This window comes from Allomuricauda sp. TY007 (assembly GCF_010468565.1).
Classification (GTDB): domain Bacteria; phylum Bacteroidota; class Bacteroidia; order Flavobacteriales; family Flavobacteriaceae; genus Flagellimonas.
Genome location: NZ_WUEG01000003.1, coordinates 107,820 through 134,526 on the forward strand (window position 1 = coordinate 107,820; position 26,707 = coordinate 134,526).

The 26,707-nt window shown below is 42.1% G+C and carries 23 protein-coding genes and 1 pseudogene; 12 read left to right on the forward strand and 12 right to left on the reverse strand.

What is annotated here, in order from left to right:
* Positions 1–4 precede the first annotated feature (4 nt).
* Entirely contained in the window at positions 5–1,144 is a 1,140-nt protein-coding gene (locus tag GO009_RS03860; RefSeq protein WP_163624901.1) for an Mrp/NBP35 family ATP-binding protein, read from the reverse strand.
* Between the two features lie 223 nt (positions 1,145–1,367).
* Between GO009_RS03860 and GO009_RS03865 the strand changes: the two genes are divergently transcribed.
* On the forward strand, positions 1,368–3,029 hold the full coding sequence (locus GO009_RS03865; protein ID WP_163624902.1) for an amidase: 1,662 nt from the start codon (positions 1,368–1,370) through the stop codon (positions 3,027–3,029).
* Here the strand turns inward: GO009_RS03865 and GO009_RS03870 are convergent.
* From GO009_RS03870 to trmB, 3 genes are read right to left on the reverse strand one after another with little or no spacing between them, the layout of a single operon-like run.
* Entirely contained in the window at positions 3,023–3,352 is a 330-nt protein-coding gene (locus tag GO009_RS03870) for an MGMT family protein (protein ID WP_163624903.1), read from the reverse strand. The two genes, GO009_RS03865 and GO009_RS03870, sit on opposite strands and share 7 nt — an antisense overlap.
* A 1-nt stretch (position 3,353) precedes the next feature.
* Entirely contained in the window at positions 3,354–3,989 is a 636-nt protein-coding gene (locus GO009_RS03875) for a LysE family transporter (protein ID WP_163624904.1), read from the reverse strand.
* 3 nt (positions 3,990–3,992) lie between these two features.
* Positions 3,993–4,661, reverse strand: coding sequence for a tRNA (guanosine(46)-N7)-methyltransferase TrmB (trmB, locus tag GO009_RS03880; protein ID WP_163624905.1), 669 nt, complete (start codon positions 4,659–4,661; stop codon positions 3,993–3,995).
* Positions 4,662–4,746: 85 nt separating this feature from the next.
* Between trmB and GO009_RS03885 the strand changes: the two are divergent.
* Positions 4,747–5,724 (forward strand): annotated as a pseudogene (locus GO009_RS03885) (glycosyltransferase); the annotation flags it as partial.
* Between the two features lie 38 nt (positions 5,725–5,762).
* Here the strand turns inward: GO009_RS03885 and GO009_RS03890 are convergent.
* Positions 5,763–6,866, reverse strand: a complete 1,104-nt coding sequence (locus GO009_RS03890; protein ID WP_239057377.1) for a cell wall metabolism sensor histidine kinase WalK — start codon at positions 6,864–6,866, stop codon at positions 5,763–5,765.
* Positions 6,866–7,552 carry a response regulator transcription factor gene (locus tag GO009_RS03895; RefSeq protein WP_163624907.1) on the reverse strand — a complete coding sequence of 229 codons (687 nt, stop codon included), beginning with the start codon at positions 7,550–7,552 and terminating at the stop codon, positions 6,866–6,868. Before GO009_RS03895 ends, GO009_RS03890 begins: the two co-directional genes overlap by 1 nt.
* Positions 7,553–7,764: 212 nt before the next feature.
* Here GO009_RS03895 and GO009_RS03900 point away from each other — a divergent pair, with 212 nt between their 5' ends.
* The 5 genes from GO009_RS03900 to GO009_RS03920 all read left to right on the forward strand — a co-directional run bounded on the left by GO009_RS03900 (position 7,765) and on the right by GO009_RS03920 (position 15,051).
* On the forward strand, positions 7,765–10,134 hold the full coding sequence (locus tag GO009_RS03900; protein WP_163624908.1) for a hypothetical protein: 2,370 nt from the start codon (positions 7,765–7,767) through the stop codon (positions 10,132–10,134).
* Between the two features lie 97 nt (positions 10,135–10,231).
* Complete coding sequence (locus GO009_RS03905; RefSeq protein ID WP_163624909.1) at positions 10,232–13,057, forward strand: TonB-dependent receptor; 2,826 nt, start codon at positions 10,232–10,234, stop codon at positions 13,055–13,057.
* A 154-nt stretch (positions 13,058–13,211) separates the two neighbouring features.
* On the forward strand, positions 13,212–13,523 hold the full coding sequence (locus GO009_RS03910; protein WP_163624910.1) for a T9SS type A sorting domain-containing protein: 312 nt from the start codon (positions 13,212–13,214) through the stop codon (positions 13,521–13,523).
* Positions 13,524–13,670: 147 nt separating this feature from the next.
* Entirely contained in the window at positions 13,671–13,994 is a 324-nt protein-coding gene (locus GO009_RS03915) for a T9SS type A sorting domain-containing protein (protein ID WP_163624911.1), read from the forward strand.
* A gap of 70 nt (positions 13,995–14,064) precedes the next feature.
* Complete coding sequence (locus tag GO009_RS03920) at positions 14,065–15,051, forward strand: acyl transferase (RefSeq protein WP_163624912.1); 987 nt, start codon at positions 14,065–14,067, stop codon at positions 15,049–15,051.
* Between the two features lies 1 nt (position 15,052).
* On the opposite strand, the gene tyrS is transcribed toward GO009_RS03920, so the two are convergent.
* On the reverse strand, positions 15,053–16,348 hold the full coding sequence (tyrS, locus tag GO009_RS03925) for a tyrosine--tRNA ligase (RefSeq protein ID WP_203532324.1): 1,296 nt from the start codon (positions 16,346–16,348) through the stop codon (positions 15,053–15,055).
* Positions 16,349–16,433: 85 nt separating this feature from the next.
* On the opposite strand from tyrS, the gene GO009_RS03930 reads away from it, so the two are divergent.
* Positions 16,434–17,438, forward strand: a complete 1,005-nt coding sequence (locus GO009_RS03930) for an NAD-dependent epimerase/dehydratase family protein (RefSeq protein ID WP_163624914.1) — start codon at positions 16,434–16,436, stop codon at positions 17,436–17,438.
* On the opposite strand, the gene GO009_RS03935 is transcribed toward GO009_RS03930, so the two are convergent.
* Genes GO009_RS03935 through GO009_RS03945 form a run of 3 tightly spaced genes read right to left on the reverse strand, consistent with a single transcriptional unit; the run spans position 17,422 to position 19,934 of the window.
* On the reverse strand, positions 17,422–17,865 hold the full coding sequence (locus GO009_RS03935; RefSeq protein WP_163624915.1) for a DUF4296 domain-containing protein: 444 nt from the start codon (positions 17,863–17,865) through the stop codon (positions 17,422–17,424). The genes GO009_RS03930 and GO009_RS03935 overlap by 17 nt on opposite strands.
* Positions 17,866–17,868: 3 nt before the next feature.
* On the reverse strand, positions 17,869–19,203 hold the full coding sequence (locus GO009_RS03940) for a dihydroorotase (RefSeq protein ID WP_163624916.1): 1,335 nt from the start codon (positions 19,201–19,203) through the stop codon (positions 17,869–17,871).
* A 2-nt stretch (positions 19,204–19,205) separates the two neighbouring features.
* Positions 19,206–19,934: a polyprenol monophosphomannose synthase gene (locus GO009_RS03945; protein WP_163624917.1), complete on the reverse strand. Its 729-nt coding sequence runs from the start codon at positions 19,932–19,934 to the stop codon at positions 19,206–19,208.
* 39 nt (positions 19,935–19,973) lie between these two features.
* On the opposite strand from GO009_RS03945, the gene GO009_RS03950 reads away from it, so the two are divergent.
* The 3 genes from GO009_RS03950 to GO009_RS03960 are packed head-to-tail and all read left to right on the forward strand — an operon-like array spanning position 19,974 to position 23,116.
* Positions 19,974–21,710 carry a glycosyltransferase family 39 protein gene (locus GO009_RS03950; RefSeq protein WP_239057378.1) on the forward strand — a complete coding sequence of 579 codons (1,737 nt, stop codon included), beginning with the start codon at positions 19,974–19,976 and terminating at the stop codon, positions 21,708–21,710.
* Positions 21,711–21,748: 38 nt separating this feature from the next.
* Entirely contained in the window at positions 21,749–22,366 is a 618-nt protein-coding gene (locus tag GO009_RS03955) for a DUF4271 domain-containing protein (protein WP_239057386.1), read from the forward strand.
* A gap of 6 nt (positions 22,367–22,372) precedes the next feature.
* A complete protein-coding gene (locus tag GO009_RS03960) occupies positions 22,373–23,116 on the forward strand; it encodes a uroporphyrinogen-III synthase (RefSeq protein WP_163624919.1) in 744 nt (247 codons plus the stop codon).
* 56 nt (positions 23,117–23,172) lie between these two features.
* Here GO009_RS03960 and pckA read toward each other — a convergent pair whose 3' ends face one another.
* Complete coding sequence (gene pckA, locus GO009_RS03965; protein WP_163624920.1) at positions 23,173–24,789, reverse strand: phosphoenolpyruvate carboxykinase (ATP); 1,617 nt, start codon at positions 24,787–24,789, stop codon at positions 23,173–23,175.
* Between the two features lie 63 nt (positions 24,790–24,852).
* Positions 24,853–25,245: a DUF423 domain-containing protein gene (locus tag GO009_RS03970; protein WP_163624921.1), complete on the reverse strand. Its 393-nt coding sequence runs from the start codon at positions 25,243–25,245 to the stop codon at positions 24,853–24,855.
* A 79-nt stretch (positions 25,246–25,324) separates the two neighbouring features.
* Between GO009_RS03970 and GO009_RS03975 the strand changes: the two genes are divergently transcribed.
* Positions 25,325–26,698 (forward strand): saccharopine dehydrogenase family protein, encoded by a 1,374-nt coding sequence (locus tag GO009_RS03975; protein ID WP_163624922.1) that lies wholly within the window; start codon positions 25,325–25,327, stop codon positions 26,696–26,698.
* Positions 26,699–26,707 lie beyond the last annotated feature (9 nt).

The window sequence follows — 26,707 nt, forward strand, 5'->3', positions numbered from 1 at the left end:
ATGGTCATTTCTTTTTAACAGCGGAACAACCTGCCATTGTTGTAATTTTTATTGCTTCGGTCGGGGGAAGGTCAGTATTCCTTCTCACCAACTCCTGAACCACACTTTTTGTAAGCGCTTCAAAAGCTTCCTCGGTAGGGGTCGCTGTCTGCAAGGCTGCTGGCCTTCCTACATCGCCTGCCTCCCTGATGCTCTGTACCAATGGAATTTGTCCTAAAAATGGAACCTCAAGGTCTTCCGATAGATTTTTTGCACCGTTCTCACCAAAAATATAATACTTGTTATCGGGTAGCTCCGCAGGTGTAAAATACGCCATATTCTCCACGATTCCCAATACAGGCACATTAATCGCCTCTTGTTGGAACATGGCCACCCCTTTTCTGGCGTCGGCCAAGGCTATCTCTTGTGGCGTACTTACCACCACGGCACCTGTTACGGGCAAGGATTGCATAATGCTTAAATGAATGTCCCCTGTCCCTGGTGGCAGGTCTAACAAAAGGAAGTCCAATTCGCCCCAATGCGCATCAAAAATCATTTGATTCAATGCTTTGGCAGCCATAGGTCCCCTCCAAATCACCGCTTGGTTGGGCTGGGTAAAAAATCCGATGGAAAGCAACTTTACCCCATAGTTTTCGATAGGCTTCATCTTGGCCTTACCATCTACATTAATGGACAACGGCTTTTCCGTGGCCACATCGAACATAATGGGCATGGACGGTCCGTAGATATCCGTATCCAACAACCCCACTTTAAAGCCCATTTTGGCCAAGGTTACCGCTAGGTTTGCGGTTACGGTAGATTTACCCACACCACCTTTACCGGATGCAACGGCAATAATATTTTGAATTCCCGGAATCGGGTTTCCTTTGATTTGGTTCACTTTAGGTTTTTCGGGAGCATCAACTTTTAGGTTGACTTTTATTTTGGCTTTTTCGTAAACCTCTCTATGAATGCACTTCAATATTTCCACCTCGGTCTTCTTTTTAGCCTGAAGACTTGGATTTTTGATGGTCACATCCACTTCAACCTCATCACCGAATACTTGAACATTGGTCACTGCACCGCTCTCGACCAAATTTTGGCCATCACCGGGTGCAGATATCTTTTCCAGCGCCTTGAGTATGTCTGTTTTTTTCAGCTTCATCTATCAAAATTTTGTAATCAGCTGTTTGAACTGATTCTAAACTACAAAGATACGGTGTTGGCTTTAGATTAAGAAGTTGTATTGCTGAATTTCAAAAAAATCACTTTATTAATCAACGGGAATGGAATTAAAACAACTACCAACCACAAAAGGCCTTGAATATTACGCTCATTTTTTTGAAAAAATGTAGTTTAGAAGCTTGTATTTGAAATTATCGACCAACATGCTACCAAAAACCAGAACCCCCTATTTTGTTCTATTATTCATTTCGTTGACATGGCTCTCATGTTCCACCAATAAAAACTCTTTTACAAAACGAGATGTAAAAAAGTCGGAAAAATTGATCGGGCTTCATTTTGAAACTAAATATCGTGATACACTATACCCTTATTTGAAAAGAAACCGCAGCGGATTTGATTCCCTGCGTAAATATCCATTGGAAAATGACGTTTTCCCCGCAATACGATTTGACCCTACCCCTTTTGGCTTTACCATGCCCGAGCAACAAAATGGAACCGAGTGGAAGATTCCAGATAATGTTGAAGTACCCGAACCTTATGATTTGTTGGCTTTTTATACAATTCCTCAATTGGCCTCACTTATAAAAAACCAGAAAATAACATCCACGGAGCTAACAAAATTTTTCTTGGCCCGACTTAAAAAATATCAACCTGCACTACAATGTACCATTACCCTTACTGAAGATCTGGCTTTGGAACAGGCCAAACGTGCCGACGAAGAAATCAAAAACGGGAAATATCGTGGTATTTTGCATGGCATCCCGTACGGCACCAAGGACCTTATGGCCGTTCCAGGTTATCCGACCACATGGGGAGCTGCCCCCTACAAAGACCAGATAATCAATGAAACGGCTACCGTTGTTAAAAAGCTGGAGGATGCCGGGGCCATTTTGGTGGCCAAATTGGTATCGGGGGCATTGGCCCGTGGCGATGTTTGGTTCGATGGTAAAACCAAAAATCCCTGGGACACTACCCAAGGAGCCAGTGGTTCATCGGCAGGTTCCGGTTCCGCAACAGCGGCAGGGCTTGTTCCATTTGCCCTGGGAACAGAAACTTTGGGTTCCATTACCTCTCCAAGTACCCGAAATGGAGTTACAGGACTAAGACCCACATACGGAAGGGTAAGCAGACATGGAGTGATGAGCTTGAGCTGGTCCATGGACAAGGTTGGTCCTTTGGGAAGAAATGCTGAGGACTGTGCCATTGTTTTTGATGCTATTCAAGGAGAGGATAAAAACGACCTCACTACCGTTAATTTTCCTTTTGGGGTTGATTGGAACAAGGATATCAAAAGCTTGAGGGTTGCTTATCTTAAAGAAGACATTGAGAAAGATACCACGGAATCTGGAGACAATCTGAGGAATGCACTCAAATCCCTGAAGGAAATGGGGGTTGAACCAACCGCTGTGGAGATGCCCAAAGAAGTACCTTATCGTGGATTTGATATTATTTTAAGGGCTGAAGCGGGTGCTTTTTTTGATGAACTTGTACGTTCAGGAGGAGTGGATGTGATGGTGGAGCAAGACCAGCGTTCCCGTGCCAATTCCTTGCGGCAAAGTAGATTTATTCCCGCCGTGGAATATATTCAGGCAAACAGACAGCGACAAGTGCTCATCCAAAAGATGCAGGACTTGATGAAGAATTATGATGTATTGATTTCACCCACATTTGGAAACGACCAACTTTTGGCAACCAATCTTACCGGACATCCTGTAATTGCTGTTCCAACAGGTCTGGATGATGAAAACCACCCTACGAGCATGACTTTTGTGGGCAATTTGTACGATGAAGCAAGTATTTTATTGCTGGCAAAAGCATTTCAAGACAACACCTCTTTTGATGAATTGCATCCTCCGGGTTATTGATCAAGTTCTTTTACTGGATCCCAAAAGTATTTTTGAAAATCGACAATCTGGTTGTCCTTGACCGGGACACCTTCATTTTCAAGGAGTTGTTGCATAATGTTGGAACCATCAAAATGATGTTTGCCCGTTAACACCCCTACGCGATTTACCACGCGATGCGCAGGCACATCTTTTGCCAAAGAATTGTTCATGGCCCAACCCACCATTCGTGCACTACGGGCCGCCCCTAAATATTTGGCAATGGCTCCATAGGAAGTTACCCTACCGTAGGGAATCTGTTCGGCCACTTCATAGACTTTGTCAAAGAAGTTTTTTTCTTCCATATTAGCGGTACATTATGCGAATCAAGGTAATCACGAGCAGCAAAAGCATCAAAGCGCTTAAAATGTAGTTGGAGTTCTTGGAAAAACGATTGGTCTTGGTCTCCATCTTATCAAAATAAAAGGTGTAGAGATACAAAACTGAAAATGTTCCCGCCCCTGCGGCGACCACAAAAGTGGTAATGTCCTTGGCCTCGAACTTAATCCATCCGGCCTCGTTCCACATGGCATTTAGGCCGCTGTAATACGGAATGGTCAATAAATTAAGGGCAGCCAACAAAACTCCCTTGAAAAAACTGTTCTTTTTACTCAGGTTGACCTCTTTAATGGCTTGTGTCTTTGCTTTGTTACGCTTTGCAATCACAAAAAAGTAAACAGCAAAAAAGGCGAATACGGCCACAGCAATCTTGAACAGTACATCTATCACCGCCGGATTACGGTACAAAAATTTAGAGATATACACTGCAATATAAGCCTGCACCATAATGGTACTGGAAACACCCAAACTAAAAATAACGCCGTTCAATTTTCCTTTTTCCACACTTACCTTGGCTGCGTTCATATTGAGCAACCCCGGCGGCACAGTAGCCATAAAGGCTGCCGAAAATGTGGCAAAAAAAAGTATGAGTACGTGGGTCATTGGTTAGTTGATCCTAAATTGGATGTAAGTAATTGGTTTTCCTTTTTCAAGATACTGATTTTCGTAGAAAGTTTGGATTTTGAATACTTCGAGAGGTGCTCCTTCGTTCTTATATACATCGTGATTGGCATATATAATTTCGTGCCCCAAGCCTTGCAAAAGCCCAAGGGTGTACCCATGCATGTACTCGCTATCGGTCTTTAAATTGATAAGCCCTCCTGGCTTCAGAATTTTTTTATATCGCTCCAAAAATACGGGGTTCGTCATTCGGTGCTTCGTGCGTTTGTACTTAATTTGCGGGTCTGGGAATGTTATCCAAATTTCGCTAACCTCCCCTTCGCCAAAAAGATGGTCCACCAATTCAATCTGGGTACGTAAAAATGCTACGTTATCCAATTTTTCTTCCAAAGCGGTTTTTGCACCCCTCCAAAACCTAGCACCTTTAATATCGATTCCGATATGGTTTTTGTCTGGATTTATTTCTGCAAGCCCAACCGTATACTCACCCTTGCCACAGCCTAGCTCCAATACTATGGGGTTATCATTTCCAAAAAAAGAGGCCCAGTTCCCCTTGTACTTGAATCCATCCAAAACTTCTTCCCGTGTGGGCTGGACCACATTGGCAAATGTTTCGTTTTCCTTGAACCGTTTCAGCTTGTTCTTACTTCCCACGTTCGTATTGAATTGAGCAAAAAATTAATGATTTGGCAAAACTAAGGAAATCTAAAAGCAATTCGCATTTTGTTTTTTTGTTGATATGAATTCTTCCAAACGTATTCTGGTCGCCCCGTTGAACTGGGGACTGGGACATGCCACTAGGTGCATACCCGTAATCCATGAATTGATAAAGCACGGTCAACAACCCTATTTGGCTTCAGACGGGGTGGCCTTATCCTTGCTAAAAAAGGAGTTTCCAGAATTACCCGCTTTTGAATTACCTTCCTATAAAATTTCCTATGCAGAGAAAGGGAAGAATTTCAAAATTAAAATGATTTGGGATTCCCCCAAAGTCCTCAAAGCCATTGCCATGGAAAAGAAAGCCGTGAAGCGTTTGGTAAAGGAGCATGGCCTGGACGGAATCATTTCCGATAACCGATTAGGAGCTTATTACAAAAAAGTGCCTTGCGTATTCATCACACACCAGCTCAACGTACTTTCGGGCAACACAACTTGGATGAGCTCCAAAGCACATCAAAAAATCATAAAAAAGTTTGATGCCTGCTGGGTTCCCGATGTGGAGAAAAAACCCAACTTGACAGGAAAGTTGGGGCATCTAAAAAAAACCAAGCTAAACATTGTCTATTTAGGTCCTTTGAGCCGATTTGAGAAAAAGAAACTCTCCATCACGAACGATTTGATGGTTCTATTATCAGGCCCTGAGCCTCAACGCACTTTGTTGGAAGAAAAACTACTGGTTGAATTACAGGGATTCGAGGGCAACATTCTTTTTGTTAAGGGCAAAATCGAGGATAAACAAGTCCAGGAAGGAATTCAGACGTCAAAAGGGAAAATCCTCCATTACAATTTTATGAAGTCCGATGAACTGGAAAACGCCCTGAATCGAAGTGAAAAAGTGCTGTGCAGATCGGGTTACACCACTGTTATGGACCTGGCAAAATTGGAGAAGAAGGCCTTTTTTATTCCAACCCCTGGTCAATACGAACAGGAATATTTGGCCAAACGGATGCAAAAACAAGGTTTGGTTCCTTATAGCACACAGGAAGATTTCAAACTTGATGATTTATCCAAAATAAAGGATTTTGATGGGCTGGCTCATTTTGACTCCAGCGTTGATTTTTTCTCCTTATTTGAAGTTTTCTCCAAAACTGGTGGCGTGGAGGCCTTTTCCAACGTAAAGGAAAACTCGGAACCTACATCGACCTCACTTTCCACATAGATTTTTTCGCCGTGGGCCTCCACAATGTGCTTGACAATGGAAAGTCCAAGACCTGATCCACCCTCATTTCGGCTTCCACTTTGGTCCACGCGGTAAAAGCGCTCAAAAAGTCTTGGAATGTGCTGTTTTGGGATTCCACCGCCGTTATCCGTAACCCTAACGATTACCTTGTTTTTAATAAGATTTTCCACACTTACCTCCGTGGTTCCTTTTGGCAGACCGTATTTGATGGAATTGACCAAAAGATTGCTAATTACCTGCTGGATTTTTTCCTTGTCCCCATTCACGTAAATAGGCTCGGTATACTCCATATCAAAAGTGAGGGAGATTTCCTTCTTGGCCGCTTTCATCTCCAGTAAATCAAAGGTGTTTTCAATAAGTTCAATAATATCAAAATCCTCTCGTTCCAACTTTAACTCACCCGCTTCCAGCTTGGTAATCAAATCGAGATCCTTTACAATATAAATTAAGCGTTCTACACCTTTATTGGCTCGCTGAAGGTACTTTTTTCGAAGTTTCTTGTCTTTCATGGCACCGTCCAAAAGTGTTAAAATATAGCCTTGAACGGTAAAAAGCGGTGTTTTTAATTCGTGGGAAACGTTGCCCAGAAAATCCTTTCTATACTCCTCACGAATTTTAAGGGTGTCTATTTCTATTTTCTTCCCTTCGGCGAACCTTTCAATCTCCTGAACCAAAGTTCTCATATCCGTGGTTACGGGTTTGGAAGAGAAGGATGAGGATTCCAAAAGGGACACATCATCGTAAATTCTCTTGATACGTCTGTATATGAAGCGCTCTACCCGAATTTGGATGATTGCAAAACAAATTGCAAAACAAATTAGTGCAAAAAGAAGGGTATGCGGCCAGTTCATGTAATCCGCATCCAAATGAAACCCTACGAAGACAGCAGTAATCAAAACGGTGATAACCAAAGAAGATCTTAGGGCAAATTTGTATGATTTCTTTAGTTTAATGGCCATTAGAGCACAAACTTATACCCCACGCCCTTAACGGTTTTAAAGTGGTGGTCCCCGATTTTTTCGCGCAGTTTTCTAATGTGAACATCGATGGTTCGACCGCCAACAACAACTTCGTTGCCCCAAACTTTGTCCAAAATTACTTCTCGTTTAAAAACTTTGTTCGGTTTGGATGTCAGCAAAGACAAAAGTTCAAATTCCTTTCTGGGCAATACCATCTCCTCGCCATCATTCACGATTTTATATTCCTCACGATTAATAACGATGTCCCCGACCTTGACAATTTCCTCTACTTCTTTTTTGTCATCTTTCAACCTTCTCAATAAGGCTTTCACCTTACTGACCAATACTTTTGGTTTTATAGGTTTTGTTATGTAATCGTCCGCACCAGCATCAAAACCTGCTACTTGGGAGTAGTCTTCCCCACGTGCGGTTAAGAAAGTAATGATTGTATGGTCCAGTCCAGGCGTGTTTCGGATTACCTCGCATGCTTCAATGCCATCCATTTCTGGCATCATCACATCCATAATAATCAGGTGGGGGCTCTTCTTTTTCGCCTTGGCAACGCCTTCCACACCATTTTTGGCGGTAAAGACCTCATACCCCTCCGCAGAAAGGTTATAGCTTATAATTTCCAGAATATCAGGTTCATCGTCTACCAATAGAATCTTAATGTCCTTGTTTTTCATGGGATGGTATTTCTATGTTAATCGCCCAAATGTAAAGATAATACACTTACGGGATAAACGCTTAACGTTCATTTAATCTAGTAACGTTATTGTAACACTAACAACAAAAACACTTAACACACAACTAACACGGCTTTTACAACCCCCACCTTTCTTTGCAACGTTCAACATAAGGATCATATCCTACTTATTAAACGACAAAACAAAGAATTATGAAAAAATTTATTTCCCCTTTATTAGCTATTGCCATGCTTTTTATAGGAGCGTGTAGTGGCGATGATAACGGTGCTATACCAGAACCGGAACCAGAGCCAGAACCATCCGGTGAGGAGATAACCAAAACAGGTGTCCTTACCGAAGATGAGACTTGGACTGCTGAGAACGTATACATATTGGACGGCAAGGTAGTGGTAGGTGACGGTGTTACCCTTACCATTGAAGCCGGTACCATTATAAAAGGTGAAGAAGGGCAGGAAACCCTTGCTTCTGCCCTTGTAGTGGACCAAGGCGGTACATTGATGGCCGAAGGTACTCCTACAAACCCGATTATTTTTACCTCTGTGCTTGATGGAATTGAGCCAGGAGAGACCACTGGAACACTTACCACTGCCGATACAGGCCTTTGGGGAGGTGTGATAGTTTTGGGTAAAGCTCCCATCTCTGTAAACGGGGATATCGAGACTGCCCAGATTGAAGGACTCCCTGCAGATGAGGACTATGGTGAGTACGGTGGTACAGACCCAGCGGACAATTCCGGATCTTTGAAATACATCTCCATCCGCCACGGTGGTGTGGCCATCGCAACGGACAACGAGATCAACGGATTGACACTTGGTGGTGTTGGTTCCGGCACAACGGTTGACCATATCGAAATCGTTGCCAACCAGGATGATGGTATTGAGTGGTTCGGTGGAACTGTGAACGTGACCAACGCTTTGGTGTGGAGCCAAGGAGATGACGGTTTTGATGCCGACCAAGCTTGGACAGGTTCTTTGACCAATGGTGTGGTCGTTATGTCCACTGAGTCAGGATCTGCCCTTGAGCTTGATGGACCTGAGGGAAGTGCTACAACAGAAGGAGGTTACACCTTAGAGGACATTACGCTAATAGGTGCAGGTACTTCCAGCAAGTACGCCGACCTTAGGGACGGGCTTATCGCCAACCTTAACAACATTTTTGCTTATGATTTTGGAGCTGAGGCCACTGTAAACATCAACGGTGCCGATTCTGCAACAGAGCTTACCAATGACAGGATCACCTTCTCCAACTGGGAAATTGTATTGCCCGAAGGAGTTGTAATGGCAGATATTTTTGCCGGTGATTTTACACCTGGCGATGAAAGCAAATTCTTAGATAATGCAACAGCAGTAGGATCAGGAAGCGTAGGTGCCAATATTGATGTGTTTTCTTGGACATTGGCCGCTTCCGAAAGTGCCATTCCTGCAGAACCTCTAGGAACTACTATTACAAAAACTGGTTTCCTTACGGTTGATGAAACCTGGACTGCCGAAAACATTTATGTGTTGGATGGAAAAGTAATTGTTGGTGATGGTGTAACCTTGACCATTGAACCGGGTACCATTATTAAAGGTGCCGAAGGACAGGAAACTCTTGCCTCTGCACTTGTGGTTGATCAAGGCGGTACATTAATGGCCGAAGGTACTGCCGAAAGCCCAATCATTTTTACCTCTGTGCTCGATGGCATTGAGCAAGGACAGACCACTGGGACACTTACCGCTGCCGATACAGGTCTTTGGGGAGGTGTAATTGTTTTGGGTAAAGCTCCCATCTCCGTAAACGGGGATATCGAAACTGCCCAGATTGAAGGACTCCCTGCAGATGAAGATTACGGACAGTACGGTGGTACAGACCCAGCGGACAATTCTGGGTCTTTGAAATACATTTCCATCCGTCACGGCGGAGTGGCCATAGCAACAGACAACGAGATCAACGGTTTGACTCTTGGTGGTGTTGGTTCCGGCACAACGGTTGATCACATCGAAATCGTGGCCAACCAAGATGACGGTATCGAGTGGTTCGGTGGATCTGTGAATGTGACCAATGCTTTGGTATGGTCCCAAGGGGATGACGGTTTTGATGCCGATCAAGCTTGGACAGGTTCTTTGACCAATGGTATGGTAATCATGTCTGCGGAATCAGGCACTGGTCTTGAACTTGATGGACCCGAGGGAAGTGCAGCAACAGAAGGAGGTTACACCTTGGAGAACATCACCCTTATCGGTGCAGGTACTTCTAGCAAGTACGCAGACCTTAGGGACGGGCTTATCGCCAACCTTAACAACGTTTTTGCTTATGGGTTTGGAGCCGATGCCACTGTGAACATCAACGGTGCAGACTCCGCAACGGAACTTGCCAACGACAGGATTACCTTCTCCAACTGGGAAGTTGTATTGCCCGAAGGTGTTGTTTTGGCCGATATTTTTGGTGGAGACTTTACTCTTGGCGACGAAAGCAAATTCTTAAACAATGTAACATCAATAGCAGCTCCCGAAGATGCTTCAGTCGGTGCAGACACAACTGTATTTGCATGGACTTTTGCTTCTAGCGAGAGCGCTTTCTAGGTCTCAAAATAATTTATTAAAAAAAGGAAATGTCCAAAGGCTTTTATAGTCTTTGGACATTTTGTCGAATAATTGAACACTATTTAAATCATACAAAATGCATAAAAAAATCCTCTCAGTAATCGCGATTTCGCTGGCTTTGGTTCAGTTTGCTTTCGCACAAGTAGGTACCATTAGAGGAGAGTTGACAGATGGTGAGTTTAATGATGTATTGCCTTTTGCCAATATTTTAGTGAAGGGCACTACAGTTGGTACTACCTCCGATTTTGAGGGGGCCTATTCCCTAGAAGTGGAACCAGGTACGTACACTGTGGTATTTTCATATATTGGGTATACCCCACAAGAAATTACCGATGTCGTCGTGGAGGCCGGCAAGATTACTGAACTCAATGTACTGCTGCAGCCTGCCTCAGCCCAATTGGACGAAGTAGTCGTTACAACAACCGTAAGGAAAAATACCGAAGCCTCTGTATTGAACCTTCAAAAGAATTCCGTAACCCTTATGGACGGATTGTCATTAGAAGGTATCAAAACAATGGGAGCAAGCAATATAGCTTCCGCCGTAAAAAGGGTGCCGGGAGTTTCCGTGCAAGATGGGAAATATGTGTATGTGCGGGGATTGGGCGATCGTTACACCAAATCCATTTTGAACGGCATGGACATCCCTGGACTTGACCCGGACAAGAATACTGTTCAAATGGATATTTTTCCGACCAACATTTTGGAAAACGTGATTGTTTTGAAATCAGCATCAGCTGAATTACCAGCTGACTTTACAGGAGGCGTAGTCAATATCATCACAAAAGATTTTCCAACACAAAAGCAGATGTCCATTTCTGCTTCGGTCGGTTATAACCCAAGTATGCACTTTCAAGACAATTACTTAAGTTATGAAGGTGGCGCAACTGACTTTTTGGGGTTTGATGACGGCACAAGAGAACTTCCATTCCCTTCGAATTCAGTTATTCCAAGCCCATCGGATTCCAATAGAAATAGTATTTTGGATGATTACACCAGAGCTTTTGAATCCAACATGGCCGCTCAGGAACAAACATCCAAACCCGATTTTAGTCTAGGTTTTAGCTATGGCAACCAATTTAATGTAGGCGACAACACTTTAGGTTTTATTGCTTCTTTGGACTATAAAAACACAACAAGGTTTTATGAAGGTTTTGAGAACGGTATCTATCAGAAAGCCCCAGAAAGTGATATCTATGAACTTCGTTTTGACAGGAGGCAACGAGGTGATTTGGGAACCAACAATGTATTGGGTTCTGCTTTGGTGGGACTTTCCTATAAAACAGGGAGGTCAAAATACCGTTTAAACCTACTACATATCCAAAATGGGGAATCAAGAGCAGCGTTGTACGACCAAAGAACCGAAATTTCCAACGCCCTTGATGTGGTAAAGGACAATTTGGAATACTCCGAACGTTCTGTGAGCAATTTGTTGCTATCTGGAAAACACACCTCTGAAGATGCTTCTTTTACTTCGGAATGGAGCTTGTCACCAACTTTAACAAGCGTTCAGGATAAAGATGTGAGGCTAACCACTTTCATAGTCAACCCCGATGGTTTCACCATTAGTTCGGACGCAGGCTTTCCAACCCGACTATGGAGAGATTTGAAAGAGGTAAATGCTGTTGGTAAAATAGACTTTACTAAAAGCTATAGCCTGTTCGACAATAAGGCTCTATTTAAATTTGGAGGGCTCTACAGCTACAAACAGCGAGAATACGGCATCTATAACTACGATATCGCGTTCTATAATTTTAGCACGGCCAGTCTTAATGGAGATCCAGATGCAATTTTATTGGAAGAAAACATTTGGACCCGCGAAAACAATTCTGGTTCTTATGCGAGAGGTAACTTTCAGCCTGCAAATAGTTTTGATTCAAATCAGAATACTACCGCTTTCTACCTTTCCAATGAATTCAAGTTTGCCGATAGATTAAGAGCCATCATTGGGGTTAGGGCCGAAAACTTCACCACCTTTTTTACTGGACAAAACAATACTGGAACCGAAGTTTACAACGAAGAAAAAACCATAAGCGAACTGGACTTTTTCCCTTCGGCCAACTTTATCTATGAGGTAAAGGACAATGTGAACATGAGACTTTCCTATTCCAAAACCACGGCAAGGCCAAGCTTTAAAGAACTATCCGTAGTACAGATTGCAGATTTATTGACAGGTGTCCTTTTTCTTGGAAACTTGGACTTACAACCTACATATATTGACAATTTTGACTTTAGGTTTGAAGTTTTTGGCGATAGTGCACAAATGTTTGCTATCAGTAGTTTTTACAAGAAGTTTAAAGACCCGATAGAAATTGTTGCCTACGATATAACAGCACCTAACCAATTTACCCCTCGAAATTCCCCATCGGCAGATGTTTTGGGATTGGAATTTGAAGCCAGAAAGAATTTTGGGTTTATCACTGAAGGATTAAAGGATTTGAGTTTGAACGTGAACGTTTCTATAATCGATTCCAAAATAGAGATGGCAAAAGGAGAAAATCAAGAATATGATTCCAGACAAACATTTGCCAGGGATGGTGAAACCATTGATGAAACTAGACAGTTGCAAGGGCAATCCCCATTTTTGGTAAATGCAGGACTAAACTATAACAACAGAAATATTGGTCTTGAGACAGGGGTTTTCTACAATGTTCAGGGAAAAACTTTGGAAGTAGTCGGTTTTGGGCAAAATCCGGATGTGTTCACACAACCTTTTAATAGTTTGAACTTTAATTTTTCAAAAACTTTTGGGCAAGAACAAAATAGCAAAATAACCCTTAAAGTAAACAACATACTCAATGACACTAGGGAAAGCTTATATGATTCGTTTGGCGCGGCCAAGCAAAATTTCTCGTACAGGGAAATTGGAACAGCTTTTTCGTTAGGGTATAGCCTTAACTTTTAGTATTCTAAAAACAATTGTATTTAAAGAAGCTCCCGACACTATTGGGGGCTTTTTTTGCATTTCATCGAAAAGTAACCCCCTATTCGTCAAAAGGTTCCGGTTTGGCATTGCAATTTTTATATATTTGTGGCATACCGTTTGCAACCATTAACGTATGAAGCACTTTTACTTCGTCATTTTATTATTAGTCTGTACACTTGGCTTTTCTCAGGAAAGTGCCAAATCAAGTGCGGATATTGACGGGTTTAAGTTATACCCTAATCCTGTTTCCCAAGGAAAGGTTTATATTGAGACAACTCAAAATTCCCCTAAAAAAATCCTTGTTTTTGATGTATTGGGTACACAAGTGCTCCAAACCACCATTATTGGAAAGGAACTCAACCTTTCCGAACTTACTAAAGGAGTCTACATTCTTAGGGTTTTTGAACAAAATAAAGTAGCTACTAGAAAGCTCATTGTGAAGTAGTTCAGTCCATTTTCGTTGCTTTATAATTCCTCTTAACAACAGTTTTCAACGCTTTACAACCGGTTTTAGTACTTTCACAACATAAAATGGTCAGCATTGGCCTGTTTACCTACCTTTAAACTGCGCATATACCCCAAATCAGCATACATGAAGAAAATCTACTTTGTTTTACTTATGGCTTTACCTTTATTTTCTTTCGGTCAAGACCTGGTTACAGTTAATAATGAGCCCGTACAAGAGCTCAAGGGTTTTAAAATGTACCCCAACCCTGCTTATGGGAGTGAAGTTTACATTACAACGGAAACCAACGGAACCAAGGATGTTAAGGTTTACGATGTTTTCGGCGAAGTTGTTCTCACCAAAAGAATCAGCACCAACACTTTGGACATATCCAGATTGGTACCAGGTGTTTATGTGCTTCAAGTAACGGAACTTAAAAAAACAATGACCCGAAAACTGGTCGTTAAATAATATAACACAAGATATTTTGAAGCCCTTTTTTGCGAAGGGCTTTTTTATTTTTGGGTACTTTTGCCCATGAATGAAACAGATTGACACCCATCGGATTTTTAATATCAATAATGCGGACGAATTTGAAAAAGTCGCATTGGATATTTTCAAGTTTCAATACGTAAACAATAAGGTGTACAAGGACTTTTGCATTCATCTAAAGAAATCTCCCAAAAATGTTTCAAGCTCATCGGAAATACCTTTTCTGCCTATTTCCTTCTTTAAGACACATAGGATTGTTTCAACTCAAAAAGAACCGCAAACCATTTTTACCAGTAGCGGAACTACACAAAGCACCACAAGCAAGCATTTGGTGCCAGACATCAAACTGTACGAAGAAAGTTTCCTTGAGGCATTTGAACTATTCTACGGTAAACCCGAAAAGTTTTGTATTCTGGCGCTTTTACCCTCTTATCTGGAAAGAGAAGGTTCCTCTTTGATCTATATGATCAACAGTCTCGTTGAAAAATCGGAACACCCCAGTAGTGGGTTTTATCTTCATAATTTGGAAGAACTCCATCAAAAACTACAGGAATTGGAGCAAAAAGGCACCAAAACCTTATTGATCGGTGTTTCGTTCGCCCTCTTGGATTTGGCTGAACAATTTCCCACAACATTAAAAAATACCATTGTTATGGAAACCGGGGGCATGAAAGGACGTCGCAAAGAGCTTATCCGTGAAGAACTGCACTACATCTTGAAAAAGGGATTGGGTGTTGATAAAATCCATTCCGAATATGGGATGACAGAACTTTTGTCTCAAGCATATTCCAAAGGAAACGGTATATTTCAAACCCCACCTTGGATGAAAATCATAACACGTGACACCGAAGACCCTTTAACCGTTCAGCCCAACGGAAAAACAGGGGGCATCAACGTTATTGATTTGGCCAACATCTATTCCTGTTCCTTTATTGCTACGCAAGATTTAGGCAAAACACATCCCAACGGAACTTTTGAGGTATTGGGCCGTTTTGACAATTCAGATATTAGAGGCTGTAATCTAATGGTGCTGTAAACTACTCCACTACCAGAACAAAGTAATTCTTCTTGCCCCGTTGAAGCAGCACAAATTTATCATTGATCAAGTCTGAAGCCTTAATCAAATAATCCTCTTTTACCTTTTCCTTGTTTACAGAAATGGAATTTTGCTTCAATTCCCTTCTAGCCTCGCCATTGGAACCCAAAAAACCTGTTTTAGCTGCCAAGGCCCCGATCATGTCCAAACCAGATTCAAGTTCATCTTTACCAACCGTTGCTTGGGGAACCCCGTCAAAAACATCCAAAAATGTCTTTTCGTTAAGTTGTTTTAAATCATCCGAAGTGGATTTCCCAAAAAGTATGTTACTCGCCTTGATGGCATTGTCCAAATCTTCCTGGGAATGTACCATAATGGTAACTTCTTCGGCCAATCTCTTTTGCAATGCCCTCATGTGGGGTGCTTCTTTATGCTCGGCTACCAAATCCTCAATCTCCTTTTTACTCAAAAAAGTAAATATTTTGATGTATTTCTCGGCATCCTCATCGGAAGTGTTCAACCAATATTGGTAAAATTTATAAGGAGAGGTTCGTTCAGCATCCAACCAAACATTTCCGCCTTCAGTCTTCCCGAATTTGGTACCATCGGCCTTGGTGATCAGCGGGCAGGTAAGGGCAAAGCCCTTTCCACCACCAATTCTTCGGATAAGTTCCGTGCCCGTTGTAATGTTTCCCCACTGGTCGCTACCGCCCATTTGCAACGTACAATCATGGTTTTGGTAGAGATACAGAAAATCATAGCCCTGAACCAACTGATAGGTAAACTCGGTAAAGGACATTCCTTCCTTGGCGTCCGAAGAAAGACGTTTTTTCACGGAATCCTTCGCCATCATATAGTTTACGGTAATGTGCTTACCAACATCACGGATGAACTCCAAGAATGAAAAGTTCTTCATCCAATCGTAATTATTGACGAGTACCGCCGCATTGTCCTCCCCGCTTTCAAAATCCAAAAACCGGCTCAATTGCTCTTTTAAAGCCTCTTGATTGTGACGAAGTGTTTTTTCGTCCAAAAGATTCCGTTCGGCCGACTTGCCAGATGGATCGCCGATCATTCCCGTTGCACCTCCTACCAAAGCATAGGGCTTGTGGCCGGCCAGTTGAAAGTGTTTGAGCATCATAACGCCTACCAAATGGCCAATATGAAGAGAGTCCGCCGTAGGATCGATCCCAACATAAGCGGCACGCATTTCCTCCATAAGGTGCTCCTCGGCTCCTGGCATCACATCGTGTACCATTCCCCTCCATTGCAGTTCTTGAACAAAATTCTTCGTCATGATCAGTTTTTTGGAATAGCTGCAAATATAAAATGAAGTTGGCATTTCGCTCAATTTTTCCACCACAAATAGGTACTTTTACCTTATGATTTTGGTTACAGGAGGCACTGGACTGATCGGTTCCCATTTACTTTTCCATTTGATCAGCAATGGAAAGACCGTCAGAAGTAATTACAGGACCGAAGCGTCCATGGAAAAAGTCCACAAGGTTTTTGGTTATTATACAGACAATCCATCCGTTTTAATGGATAAAATTGATTGGGTAAAAGCCGATATTACCGATGTGGGCGGATTGGATTCCCTTTTTGAAGGTGTTGAGCAAGTGTACCATTGTGCCGCTCTGATCTCTTTTGATCCAAAAGATTACAAGATTTTGGAACGTACCAATGTGGAAGGCACGGCCAATGTAGTGAACCTTTCCTTAAAACACGGTATTGAAAAACTATGTTATGTAAGTTCCATTGCAGCCGTTGGCCCCAGCATCAAACAACAAGAGGTGACCGAGGAAAATGAATGGAACGAAGCCAAGGCCAATGTCTATGGCATTACAAAATATAATGCAGAGCTTGAGGTTTGGCGAGGTTCGCAAGAAGGGCTCCCCATTGTTATTGTCAACCCTGGAGTGGTCATTGGGCCCGGTTTTTGGAAATCGGGCAGCGGAACTTTTTTTACCTATGTATCCAATGGGAAGAAGTATTTTATTCCTGGCGGAACCGGTTTTATCACTATAAACGACGTCATCAATGCGATGACCAAATTGATGGATTCCAACATTCAAACGGAACGCTTTATTCTGGTGAACCAAAATATGACCTACAAAGAATTATTCCAAAAAATCGCGCCTCAACTAGGTGTAGCTCCACCGACCAAAGAGGTCTCCAAATTTATGCTCGAATGTTTTTGGCGATGGGATTGGGTACGCAGCAATGTATTCGGTAAAAGAAGAAAGCTCTCCAAGGCTGTGGCCAAAGGCCTGTACCGTAAAAAAATATTCAGTAACCAAAAAATAAAATCTGAATTGGATTTTATTTTTGAGGACATGGACAAGGCTATATGTTTTTGCTGCGATAAGTTTAAGGAACGGGCTTAGTTTTTTTTACCTCTCCTTTTTCTTTAAGTGCTTTCAACGAATCACTCCGCTTTAGATTAGCCTTACGAACACTGTCGTTTCTCCGTTTTCCTATTGCTTCGAGGGTATCTTTTTGACGCTTTAACCGAGCTTCTACCTCTTGATAAATAGTTTGATACTCCAGCGGAAGCGATGCATAATAAAGGTCGCTTTGTGAAAATTGGGTACTATCTATACCGTATTTTTCGTATAGAAATTCCATTACATCAATACCTGATTCATTAAACTTGTTCCTTGCTCCAGATTTAGCTGCATTCAAAATGGCCAAATCATGAAGAATCTCGGTCATTTCCTCCTTGGGAATCAAGTTTTCGGGCTCCTCCACTACCTTTTCGGCACAGGACACCAACAACATCAAGCCCAAAAAAAATGTTATGATGTATTTCATCTTCTAACGATTAAATGTAAGCCGTTTTGCATTCTTTTTGGAACTGAATGTACCATTTTCATAGGCCAATAAACCATTCACAAAAGTTCGCTTTACTTCGGAATCAAAAGTAACACCTTCAAAGGGAGACCATTCACATTTATAGAAAAGATTATCTTTTTTAACCTCATTTTTGGAATTTCGGTTGACCTGAACCAAGTCTGCATAATAGCCTTCTCGTATAAATCCACGCCGGTCAATATCAAACAACTTTGAAGGGTTGTGACACATTTTTTCCACTATTTTCTCCAAACTTATTACACCTTCTTTTTCTTTTTGGAGCATGGCCAAGAGTGCGTGCTGCACTAAAGGTCCCCCAGAAGGTGCGCTGGTGTATGGATTGTCTTTTTCTTCGAGCGTATGCGGTGCATGGTCGGTGGCAACCACATCTATACGGTCGTCCAACAGGGCTTCCCAAAGTTTGTCCCTATCATTTTTGGTCTTTACTGCAGGGTTCCATTTGATCAAGGTTCCTTTTTTAGCGTAATCCTCATCGGAAAACCAAAGATGATGAATACAGACCTCAGCAGTGATTTTCTTTTCTTCCAACGGAATTTGATTCGTGAACAAATCAGTTTCAATACCTGTGGACACATGAAAAACATGTAATCTTGCTCCTGTTTTCTTGGCAAGTGCAATAGCTTTTGATGAGGATAGGTAGCAAGCTTCCGCACTTCGGATAATGGGGTGCATTTCTATAGGAATATTATCCCCGTATTGTTCCTTATACTTGGCCAAATTGGCTCTGATAGTGCCTTCGTCCTCACAATGGGCAGAAATTACCATTTCGGTATTCCTGAAAATCTGTTCCAAGACTTTCTCATCGTCCACCAACATATTTCCTGTGGAAGAACCCAAGAACAACTTAACCCCAGAGCAAGCATTTTTATCCAATCGTTTCAGTTCTTCCAAATTATCGTTGGTCCCTCCAAAAAGGAAAGAATAGTTTGCCGAAGAATCCTTGGCGGCAATAGCGAATTTTTCCTCCAATTTCTTAATGGTGGTTGTCTGTGGATTGGTATTGGGCTGCTCCATAAAAGTGGTGATACCACCAGCTATTGCGGCTCTACTTTCGGTTGCAATAGTTCCTTTGTGGGTAAGGCCGGGCTCCCTAAAATGTACCTGGTCGTCAATAATGCCTGGTAACAAAAGATCCCCTTCCAAATCAATTACCTTGGCATGGGCATCGGAAATATCAGCATCTATTCGATCAATAAAGTCGCCTTCCAACAGCACATCGGATTCAAAAATGCTGTTCTCATTGACAACTTTGGCATTCTTCAACAGTATTTTTGACATAACTAAAAGCTCTTTTTAAAAAATATACTCCTAAACTTCATGGCTATCACTCCAAAAATGGCTTCCCTAATAATGGCAGAGTTCATTTTTGATTTTCCATTTACCCTATCGGTAAAAATAATCGAAACTTCCTCTATCTTGAATTTCTTGAGATAGGCCCTGTATTTCATTTCAATCTGAAACGCATAACCAATAAAGCGCACCTTATCCAAATTAATGGTTTCCAACACCTTTCTTTTGTAGCAGACAAACCCAGCCGTAGGGTCGTGCACCTTCATTCCCGTAATCAGCTTTACATAAAACGATGCTCCGTAAGACAACAAAATCCTGGCCAATGGCCAGTTGACCACATTTACCCCTTTTTTATAACGCGAGCCGACTGCAACATCAGCTCCATTGAGACATGCCCGATGCAATCTGGAAAGGTCGGCAGGCCGGTGCGAAAAATCCGCATCCATCTCAAAAATGTAATCGTAGCCATTTTTTAAGGCCCATTTAAAACCATGGATGTATGCCGTACCCAAGCCCGATTTTTCCTTTCGAACCTCCAAAAAGAGTTGTTCCGGAAATTCTTTTTGCAAGTTTCTAACGCAATCCGCAGTGCCATCGGGAGAGTTATCATCTACCACCAACACATGGAAATCCTTTTTTAGGTCGAAAACCGCCTTAACAATGGCCTCAATGTTTTCAATTTCATTGAATGTGGGTATAATGACCAAGCCGTCTGCCATTCGCAATAGATTAGAATGTCAAAAATACGGTTTTCTAGCTTGCCTACACAAGTTCGTGTTAGTAAGGCGGGTTGGCACTTGCCCAATATTTGTAACTTTGCCATTTTAAAATCCATTTTGATGTCTCAAAAGTTTCCCAGACTTTTTTTTATTCTCTTAGCGGTTCTTTTTGCACTTAACCTTTTACAAGCATCTTTTACCGAGCTTATTTACGATGAGGCCTACTATTGGTACTACGCACAAAACATGGCCTGGGGGTATTTTGACCATCCGTCCATGGTTGCCTTTTTGATCAAGATCAGCAGTTTGTTTTTTGATGGTGAGCTAGGGGTAAGGTTTATGAGCTGCGTACTATCCGCAGGAACATATATGCTACTTTGGTTATTGATTGATAATCCGAAGAAAAAGGATTACGTGGTACATTTCTTCCTCTTGGTGTTCTCTTTCACCTTGATGAACGCCTATGGTTTTTTGACACTTCCTGATACATCGCTTTTATTTTTTACAGCCCTGTTTTTATGGTTATATAAACGTTTCTTAAGGGATGAAGGCATAGCGACCACTATGTATTTGGGATTGGTAATGGCAGCTCTTATGTACAGCAAGTACCATGCGGTGTTGGTGATTTTTTTCGTGTTTCTGTCCAACTATAAACTCATTTTCAACAAAAAAGCATGGTTAGCAGTGGTTTTGGCATTGGTTTGCTACATTCCGCATTTTGTATGGCTCTATCAAAACGACTTTGTTTCGATAACCTTTCACTTGTACGAACGCCCCAACCAAGCCTACCAATTCGATGAATTTACCCTGGGCTACTTTTTGAACATTATTGTAATTATTGGCCTTTTGTTTTATTGGATCTATGGTTCACTCTTCAAGTTCAAGGTAACGGATAAGTTTTCAAAAGCTCTGGTTTATTTGGTTTACGGGGTATTGATCTTCTTTTTCATCTCCAGTTTTAACCGAAGGGTCCAGGCGCAATGGACTATTGTAATCTCAATTCCGCTTGCAGTAATAGCTTTTAACCATCTTTTGGAGAATGCAAAGAGCAGAAAATGGATGTACCGAATCGGTTTAGTGAGCTTAATGCTTTTGATGTATGCCAGGGCATGGATGATATATTATCCGTTATTCCCTATGTATTTTGAAACCCATGGCAATAAGGAATGGGTGAACGAGCTTAAATCAAAGTCCGGTGGTGTTCCCATACTTTTTGAAAACTCCTATAGACGCTCCTCGATGTATGAGTTTTACTCGGGTGTTCCTGCCTCATCATTAAACACTTACATGTATCGAAAAAACCAATATTCCATTGATGACTCCGAAGAACGAATGCGAGGCAAAAAGGTCATGTTTGTTTCCAAATACAGAAAAAGCGGGGATATAACCTATGAACATCTAGATGGTGCCGTTTTTCATGGTATTTTTATCAATGATTTTCAATCGTACCGAAAATTGGAATGTATTGTGGAAAAACCGGAAACAGGCATTGAATACTCCCTGAAAGTTTACAATCCATACCCATTTGATGTACCCTTGGAGCAATTAAAATACACGATTTCGTATTCCAACAAACACAAACAGGTTAAACAGATGCGCTCCTTAAAGGTTAAGAACACCTCGCCCCAGCAAGCATTGTTAAAATCCAAGGATACGGTTTTTTATACGTTTGAACTGCCATTGACCACTATGGAAAATCCATCGTACTTTAGAATAGGAATTGCAGAAAACGGCCTTCCTCCCGGTCTTAACGGAAAACCTATTAAAATAGAATAATGGAGCCCATTGAAAAAACAATCACTTCTTTGGATTGGATGACCATTACATTGTTTGTAGGTCTGGTTGTTTTGGCCCTTGGCAAATTTTTATTCCATAAAAAGTTTCTGAACTTTATCATTCTCCCTTTTAATGACAAGTATATTCTACTTCACAATAAAAAAGGACAATTTTCGCATTGGTTCCACCTTCTTCTTACCTTGTTTCAACTCATTAATCTCTCTTTATTTATTCTTCTTGTTCTTAAAGCCTTTGACCTGATACCTTATGAAAAAACAGTCCTTGTTTATTTAATCATCCTTGGTTTTTTGGCGTTGTTCGAATTGGTGAAATTTTCCCTTCAAATGTTCGTAGGGCTCGTTTTTAATAATTTAAACCTTGTCGGCAGTCTTATTTTCAGTAAAATATCTTACCTCAATTACAGCAGTATAATAATCGCCATTGCAAACATTTTGCTGATATACATCACAACAAATTCAAAAACAACAATATACGTTGCTTTAACGCTGATTATCCTAATAAATGGCATTGGCATGGCAAAGCTGTTGAAGAACCATCAAAAAGCACTGTTCCCGTATTTTATGTATTTTATTTTGTACCTTTGCACACTCGAAATTGCGCCCTTGGTGTTAATTGGAAGCTATTTAAAAGGTTGAAAACTTATGAAAGTAAAAACAATTTTGGTTTCCCAACCAGAACCCAAAGTCGAAAACTCCCCCTATTCGCGATTAATTGAAAAGGAGAAGGTTAAAGTAGATTTTAGACCTTTCATACATGTTGAAGGCGTAGAAGCCAAAAATGTGAGACAGCAGAAAATCGACTTGAACAACTTTACGGCAATCATCCTGACGAGCAGAAATTCTGTGGATCACTTTTTCAGGATTGCCGATGAAATGCGCTTTAAAGTTCCGGATTCCATGAAATATTTTTGTCAGTCAGAGGCAGTAGCCTACTATTTGCAAAAATATGTGGTATACAGAAAAAGAAAGATATATGTTGGGAAGAGAACTTTTAACGAGTTGACTCCCTTAATCAAAAAGTACAAGGACGAAAAGTTCCTATTGCCATCTTCCGATTCGCTAAAACCCAGTGTTCCTGAACTATTGGATGAGATTGGCGTAAATTGGACTCGTGGTATCTTCTACAAAACAGTAATAAGTGACCTTTCGGATCTAAGGAATGTGTACTATGACATTTTGGTTTTCTTTAGCCCTTCAGGCATTGAATCCTTGATGAAGAACTTCCCGGATTTTGAACAAAACGATACTAGGATTGCCGTTTTTGGCAACAGTACCGTTAAAGCAGCTACAAATGCAGGTCTTAGAATAGACATTCAGGCTCCGACGCCAGAGACTCCATCCATGACCATGGCATTGCAGAAGTACATTACCAGCGTAAACAAATAAAAACGAACTGGTTTAAAAAACAAAAAAGCCCCGTCCATGGACGGGGCTTTACTTTTCTAGAAAGCATATCGCTGTGGTCCTCCCCTTCGGATTTCCTCGCTGGCATATCCCTCGAACTTCTTGAAGTTCTCCCTAAAGGCGTTCGTGAGCTTGAAGGCCGTTTTGTAATAGGCCTCGTCATCGTTCCATGTGGCCCTTGGGCTCAGTACCTTTGTTGGCACTCCCGGGCACTCCCTGGGCTGGGCCACGCCGAACACCGAGTGGATATGGTACTTCTCGTAATTGTACAGTCCCAGTTCACCACTGAGTGCAGCACTGATCATGGCCCGTGTGTATTTCAGCTTCATCCTAGTGCCTACTCCATAAGGCCCCCCAGTCCATCCGGTGTTCACCAACCAAACGTCCACCCCTGATTCCTTCATTTTCTTGCTCAACATCTCGGCATATTTCGCAGGGTGCAAGGGCATGAAGGGCGCCCCGAAACAGGCCGAGAACGATGGCTGTGGTTCCACAACGCCAGCTTCCGTGCCCGCCACCTTGGCCGTATAGCCCGAGATAAAGTGGTAAGCCGCCTGTGCAGGGGTCAGTTTGGAAATGGGGGGCAATACCCCAAAGGCATCCGCCGTAAGGAAAAAGATGTTCTTTACGTTTTTCCCTATGGATGGCCACTGGATGTTATCGATATGATGGATGGGATAGCTTACCCTCGTATTCTGGGTAATGGAGGTATCCGAAAAATCTACCACTCCATTTTCATCCATCACCACATTTTCCAAGATGGCTCCTTTCTTGATGGCTTCATAGATCTCCGGTTCCTTGTCCTTGGAAAGGTCGATTACCTTGGCGTAGCAGCCCCCCTCAAAATTGAACACGGTATTGTCGGGCGTCCAGCCGTGTTCGTCGTCGCCGATCAGTTTTCGGTTCGGGTCGGTGGAAAGGGTGGTCTTTCCCGTACCCGATAATCCGAAGAAAATCGCGGTATCGCCCGATTCCCCCACGTTGGCCGAGCAGTGCATGGGCAAGGTGTTTTTGTGAACGGGCAGGATAAAGTTCAATGCCGAGAATATCCCTTTCTTGATCTCCCCCGTATAGCCCGTTCCCCCGATAAGGGCAATCTTTCTGCCGAAGTTCAGGATGGCAAAGTTGTGCTGGCGCGTACCATCCACATCAGGGTCCGCCATAAAGCCGGGCGCGTTCACCACGGTCCACTCCGGGTCAAAATCTTCCAACTCTTCCTCGGTGGGGCGCAAAAACATATTGTAAGCGAACATATTGGACCAAGGGTATTCATTGATCACACGGATGTTCAATTTGTAGTCCGGATCCGCACAGGCGTAGGAGTCCCTGACATAGAGCTCCTTGTCGTTGAGATAAGCAATGACCTTATCATAAAGTGCATCAAACTTATCACTCTCGAAAGGGATGTTGATCTTTCCCCACCAGACCTTCTCCGAAGTAATCTCGTCCTTAACAATAAAACGGTCCAGGGGCGACCTGCCAGTGAACTCACCGGTGTTAACGGCCAAGGCCCCGGAGGAGGCCTCTCGGCCCATACCCTTTTCAATGGTAATCTGGTGGAGTTCCTCAGGGGAAAGTTGATAGTTTACATTATCATGGTTAATCCCGTATGGCTTTAACGAAATCGTTTTCGTGGCTGAAGCAGAATCCTTCATAGTTTAGTTTTTATGTTGGTACAAAACTAGAAAATATTAACTTTTTGTCCTTTTAATTCTTGCTTAATCGAGCACTTTTTGGGTTAAAATGTTATATCCTAAATAAAACCACCCAGAAATCATCAAAACACCCCCGATTGGTGTTAAAAATCCGATAATTTTAAAATCGAAAGCGGTTAAGCTGTTCAATGCCAATAAGTAAATAGAAAAAGAGAACAGTATCACCCCCAAAAGCACAAGAACAAAAACAATCTTTTTTGGCTTTATGGCCAACCCATTCCATATCCCCAAAAAGAGAAGAAAAAGGGCATGGTACATTTGATATGTAACACCGGTTTCAAAAGTGTCAACGGCTTCTGCATCGACCAATTTCTCCAATCCATGAGCTCCAAAAGCCCCTAAAACAATCGCCAACAGCCCCATGATTGTACCAACCAACAAAATTGTTCTGTTCATAACTTTAACTTGCTATTTTTTTATAAATATAACATTTTAATACCTTAGTGTCCAGTTAAACCAAAAGTAAACAAAACACATGGTCCGTACTATTTTAGTTGTTGGAGCAGGTAAATCAACCTCATACCTTCTAGATTATTTCCTTAAAAAATCAAACGAAGAAAAGATTCATCTCAAGATTGGCGATCTTCATCCAGAAAATATCCCGGATAAATTCACCAAACACCCAAATTGTACAGTCTTCCCTTTGGACATATTTAACGAGGAGGATAGAAAAAAGGCTGTTTCCGACGCATCCATTGTTGTGTCCATGCTCCCAGCTCGAATGCACATAAATGTTGCCCATGATTGTATTGAATTTGAAAAGCATTTTATTACCGCTTCCTATGTAAGTGATGAACTAAGGGCCCTGGACGAAGAAGTGAAAAAGAGAGGCCTTGTATTTATGAATGAGATTGGCCTGGACCCTGGAATTGACCACATGAGCGCCATGGAAGTTATTGACCGGATTCGGGATGCCGGTGGTAAAATGTTGTTATTTGAATCTTTTGCAGGTGGTTTGGTAGCCCCGGAAAGCGATACCAATCTCTGGAACTATAAATTTACCTGGAACCCAAGAAATGTTGTGCTTGCAGGCCAAGGGGGCGTCGCGAAATTTATCCAGGAAGGCACGTACAAATACATCCCATATCAAAAGCTTTTTAGAAGGACCGAGTTTATGGATATTGAAGGATACGGCACCTTTGAGGCTTATGCCAACCGTGATTCCTTAAAGTATCGCGAAGCTTATGGGCTAGAAAATGCTTTGACCCTGTTCCGGGGAACCATGAGGCGAGTTGGTTTTTCCAAGGCGTGGCAAATGTTCGTGATTCTCGGAATGACGGATGACAGCTATACCATTGAAAATTCCGAAGGAATGTCGTACCGAGAATTCGTCAATCTATTTTTGCCCTATTCGCCTACCGATTCGGTGGAACTAAAAATGCGGCACTACCTTAAAATTGACCAAGACGATATTATGTGGGGAAAGTTGCTGGAATTGGATATATTCAATCCTTCCAAGAAGATACCCCTAAAAAATGCCACTCCCGCCCAAATGCTCCAATACATTCTAGAAGATACTTGGACGCTCAAGGAGGATGAAAAAGACATGATTGTGATGTACCATAAGTTTGGTTATGAATTAAATGGCGAAAAGAAGCAAATTGATGCCAATATGGTAGTAATCGGTGAAAACCGGACATACACGGCCATGTCCAAAACCGTAGGGCTTCCCGTAGCCATGGCCACACTACAAATATTGAACGGCAAGATTAAAACCCCGGGAGTACAAATCCCGATCAACAAAGAAGTGTACAAGCCCATCCTTTCTGAGCTTCAGAAGCAAGGAATCCAGTTTAAAGAATATGAGAAACCCTACTTAGGCTATAACCCGGATTCGGTGGCCAGTTAGTTTTTGTTA

Bases quoted from the DNA above. Each gene is read 5' to 3' on its own strand.
- GO009_RS03915 (WP_163624911.1), top strand. From the start codon at position 13,671: ATGAAGAAAATCTACTTTGTTTTACTTATGGCTTTACCTTTATTTTCT.
- GO009_RS03910 (WP_163624910.1), top strand. From the start codon at position 13,212: ATGAAGCACTTTTACTTCGTCATTTTATTATTAGTCTGTACACTTGGC.
- tyrS (WP_203532324.1), bottom strand. From the start codon at position 16,348: ATGACGAAGAATTTTGTTCAAGAACTGCAATGGAGGGGAATGGTACAC.
- GO009_RS03875 (WP_163624904.1), bottom strand. From the start codon at position 3,989: ATGACCCACGTACTCATACTTTTTTTTGCCACATTTTCGGCAGCCTTT.
- GO009_RS03890 (WP_239057377.1), bottom strand. From the start codon at position 6,866: ATGGCCATTAAACTAAAGAAATCATACAAATTTGCCCTAAGATCTTCT.
- GO009_RS03860 (WP_163624901.1), bottom strand. From the start codon at position 1,144: ATGAAGCTGAAAAAAACAGACATACTCAAGGCGCTGGAAAAGATATCT.
- GO009_RS03930 (WP_163624914.1), top strand. From the start codon at position 16,434: ATGATTTTGGTTACAGGAGGCACTGGACTGATCGGTTCCCATTTACTT.
- GO009_RS03865 (WP_163624902.1), top strand. From the start codon at position 1,368: ATGCTACCAAAAACCAGAACCCCCTATTTTGTTCTATTATTCATTTCG.
- GO009_RS03920 (WP_163624912.1), top strand. From the start codon at position 14,065: ATGAAACAGATTGACACCCATCGGATTTTTAATATCAATAATGCGGAC.
- GO009_RS03900 (WP_163624908.1), top strand. From the start codon at position 7,765: ATGAAAAAATTTATTTCCCCTTTATTAGCTATTGCCATGCTTTTTATA.
- GO009_RS03955 (WP_239057386.1), top strand. From the start codon at position 21,749: ATGACCATTACATTGTTTGTAGGTCTGGTTGTTTTGGCCCTTGGCAAA.
- GO009_RS03975 (WP_163624922.1), top strand. From the start codon at position 25,325: ATGGTCCGTACTATTTTAGTTGTTGGAGCAGGTAAATCAACCTCATAC.
- GO009_RS03870 (WP_163624903.1), bottom strand. From the start codon at position 3,352: ATGGAAGAAAAAAACTTCTTTGACAAAGTCTATGAAGTGGCCGAACAG.
- GO009_RS03960 (WP_163624919.1), top strand. From the start codon at position 22,373: ATGAAAGTAAAAACAATTTTGGTTTCCCAACCAGAACCCAAAGTCGAA.
- GO009_RS03945 (WP_163624917.1), bottom strand. From the start codon at position 19,934: ATGGCAGACGGCTTGGTCATTATACCCACATTCAATGAAATTGAAAAC.
- pckA (WP_163624920.1), bottom strand. From the start codon at position 24,789: ATGAAGGATTCTGCTTCAGCCACGAAAACGATTTCGTTAAAGCCATAC.
- GO009_RS03895 (WP_163624907.1), bottom strand. From the start codon at position 7,552: ATGAAAAACAAGGACATTAAGATTCTATTGGTAGACGATGAACCTGAT.
- GO009_RS03970 (WP_163624921.1), bottom strand. From the start codon at position 25,245: ATGAACAGAACAATTTTGTTGGTTGGTACAATCATGGGGCTGTTGGCG.
- GO009_RS03935 (WP_163624915.1), bottom strand. From the start codon at position 17,865: ATGAAATACATCATAACATTTTTTTTGGGCTTGATGTTGTTGGTGTCC.
- GO009_RS03905 (WP_163624909.1), top strand. From the start codon at position 10,232: ATGCATAAAAAAATCCTCTCAGTAATCGCGATTTCGCTGGCTTTGGTT.
- GO009_RS03940 (WP_163624916.1), bottom strand. From the start codon at position 19,203: ATGTCAAAAATACTGTTGAAGAATGCCAAAGTTGTCAATGAGAACAGC.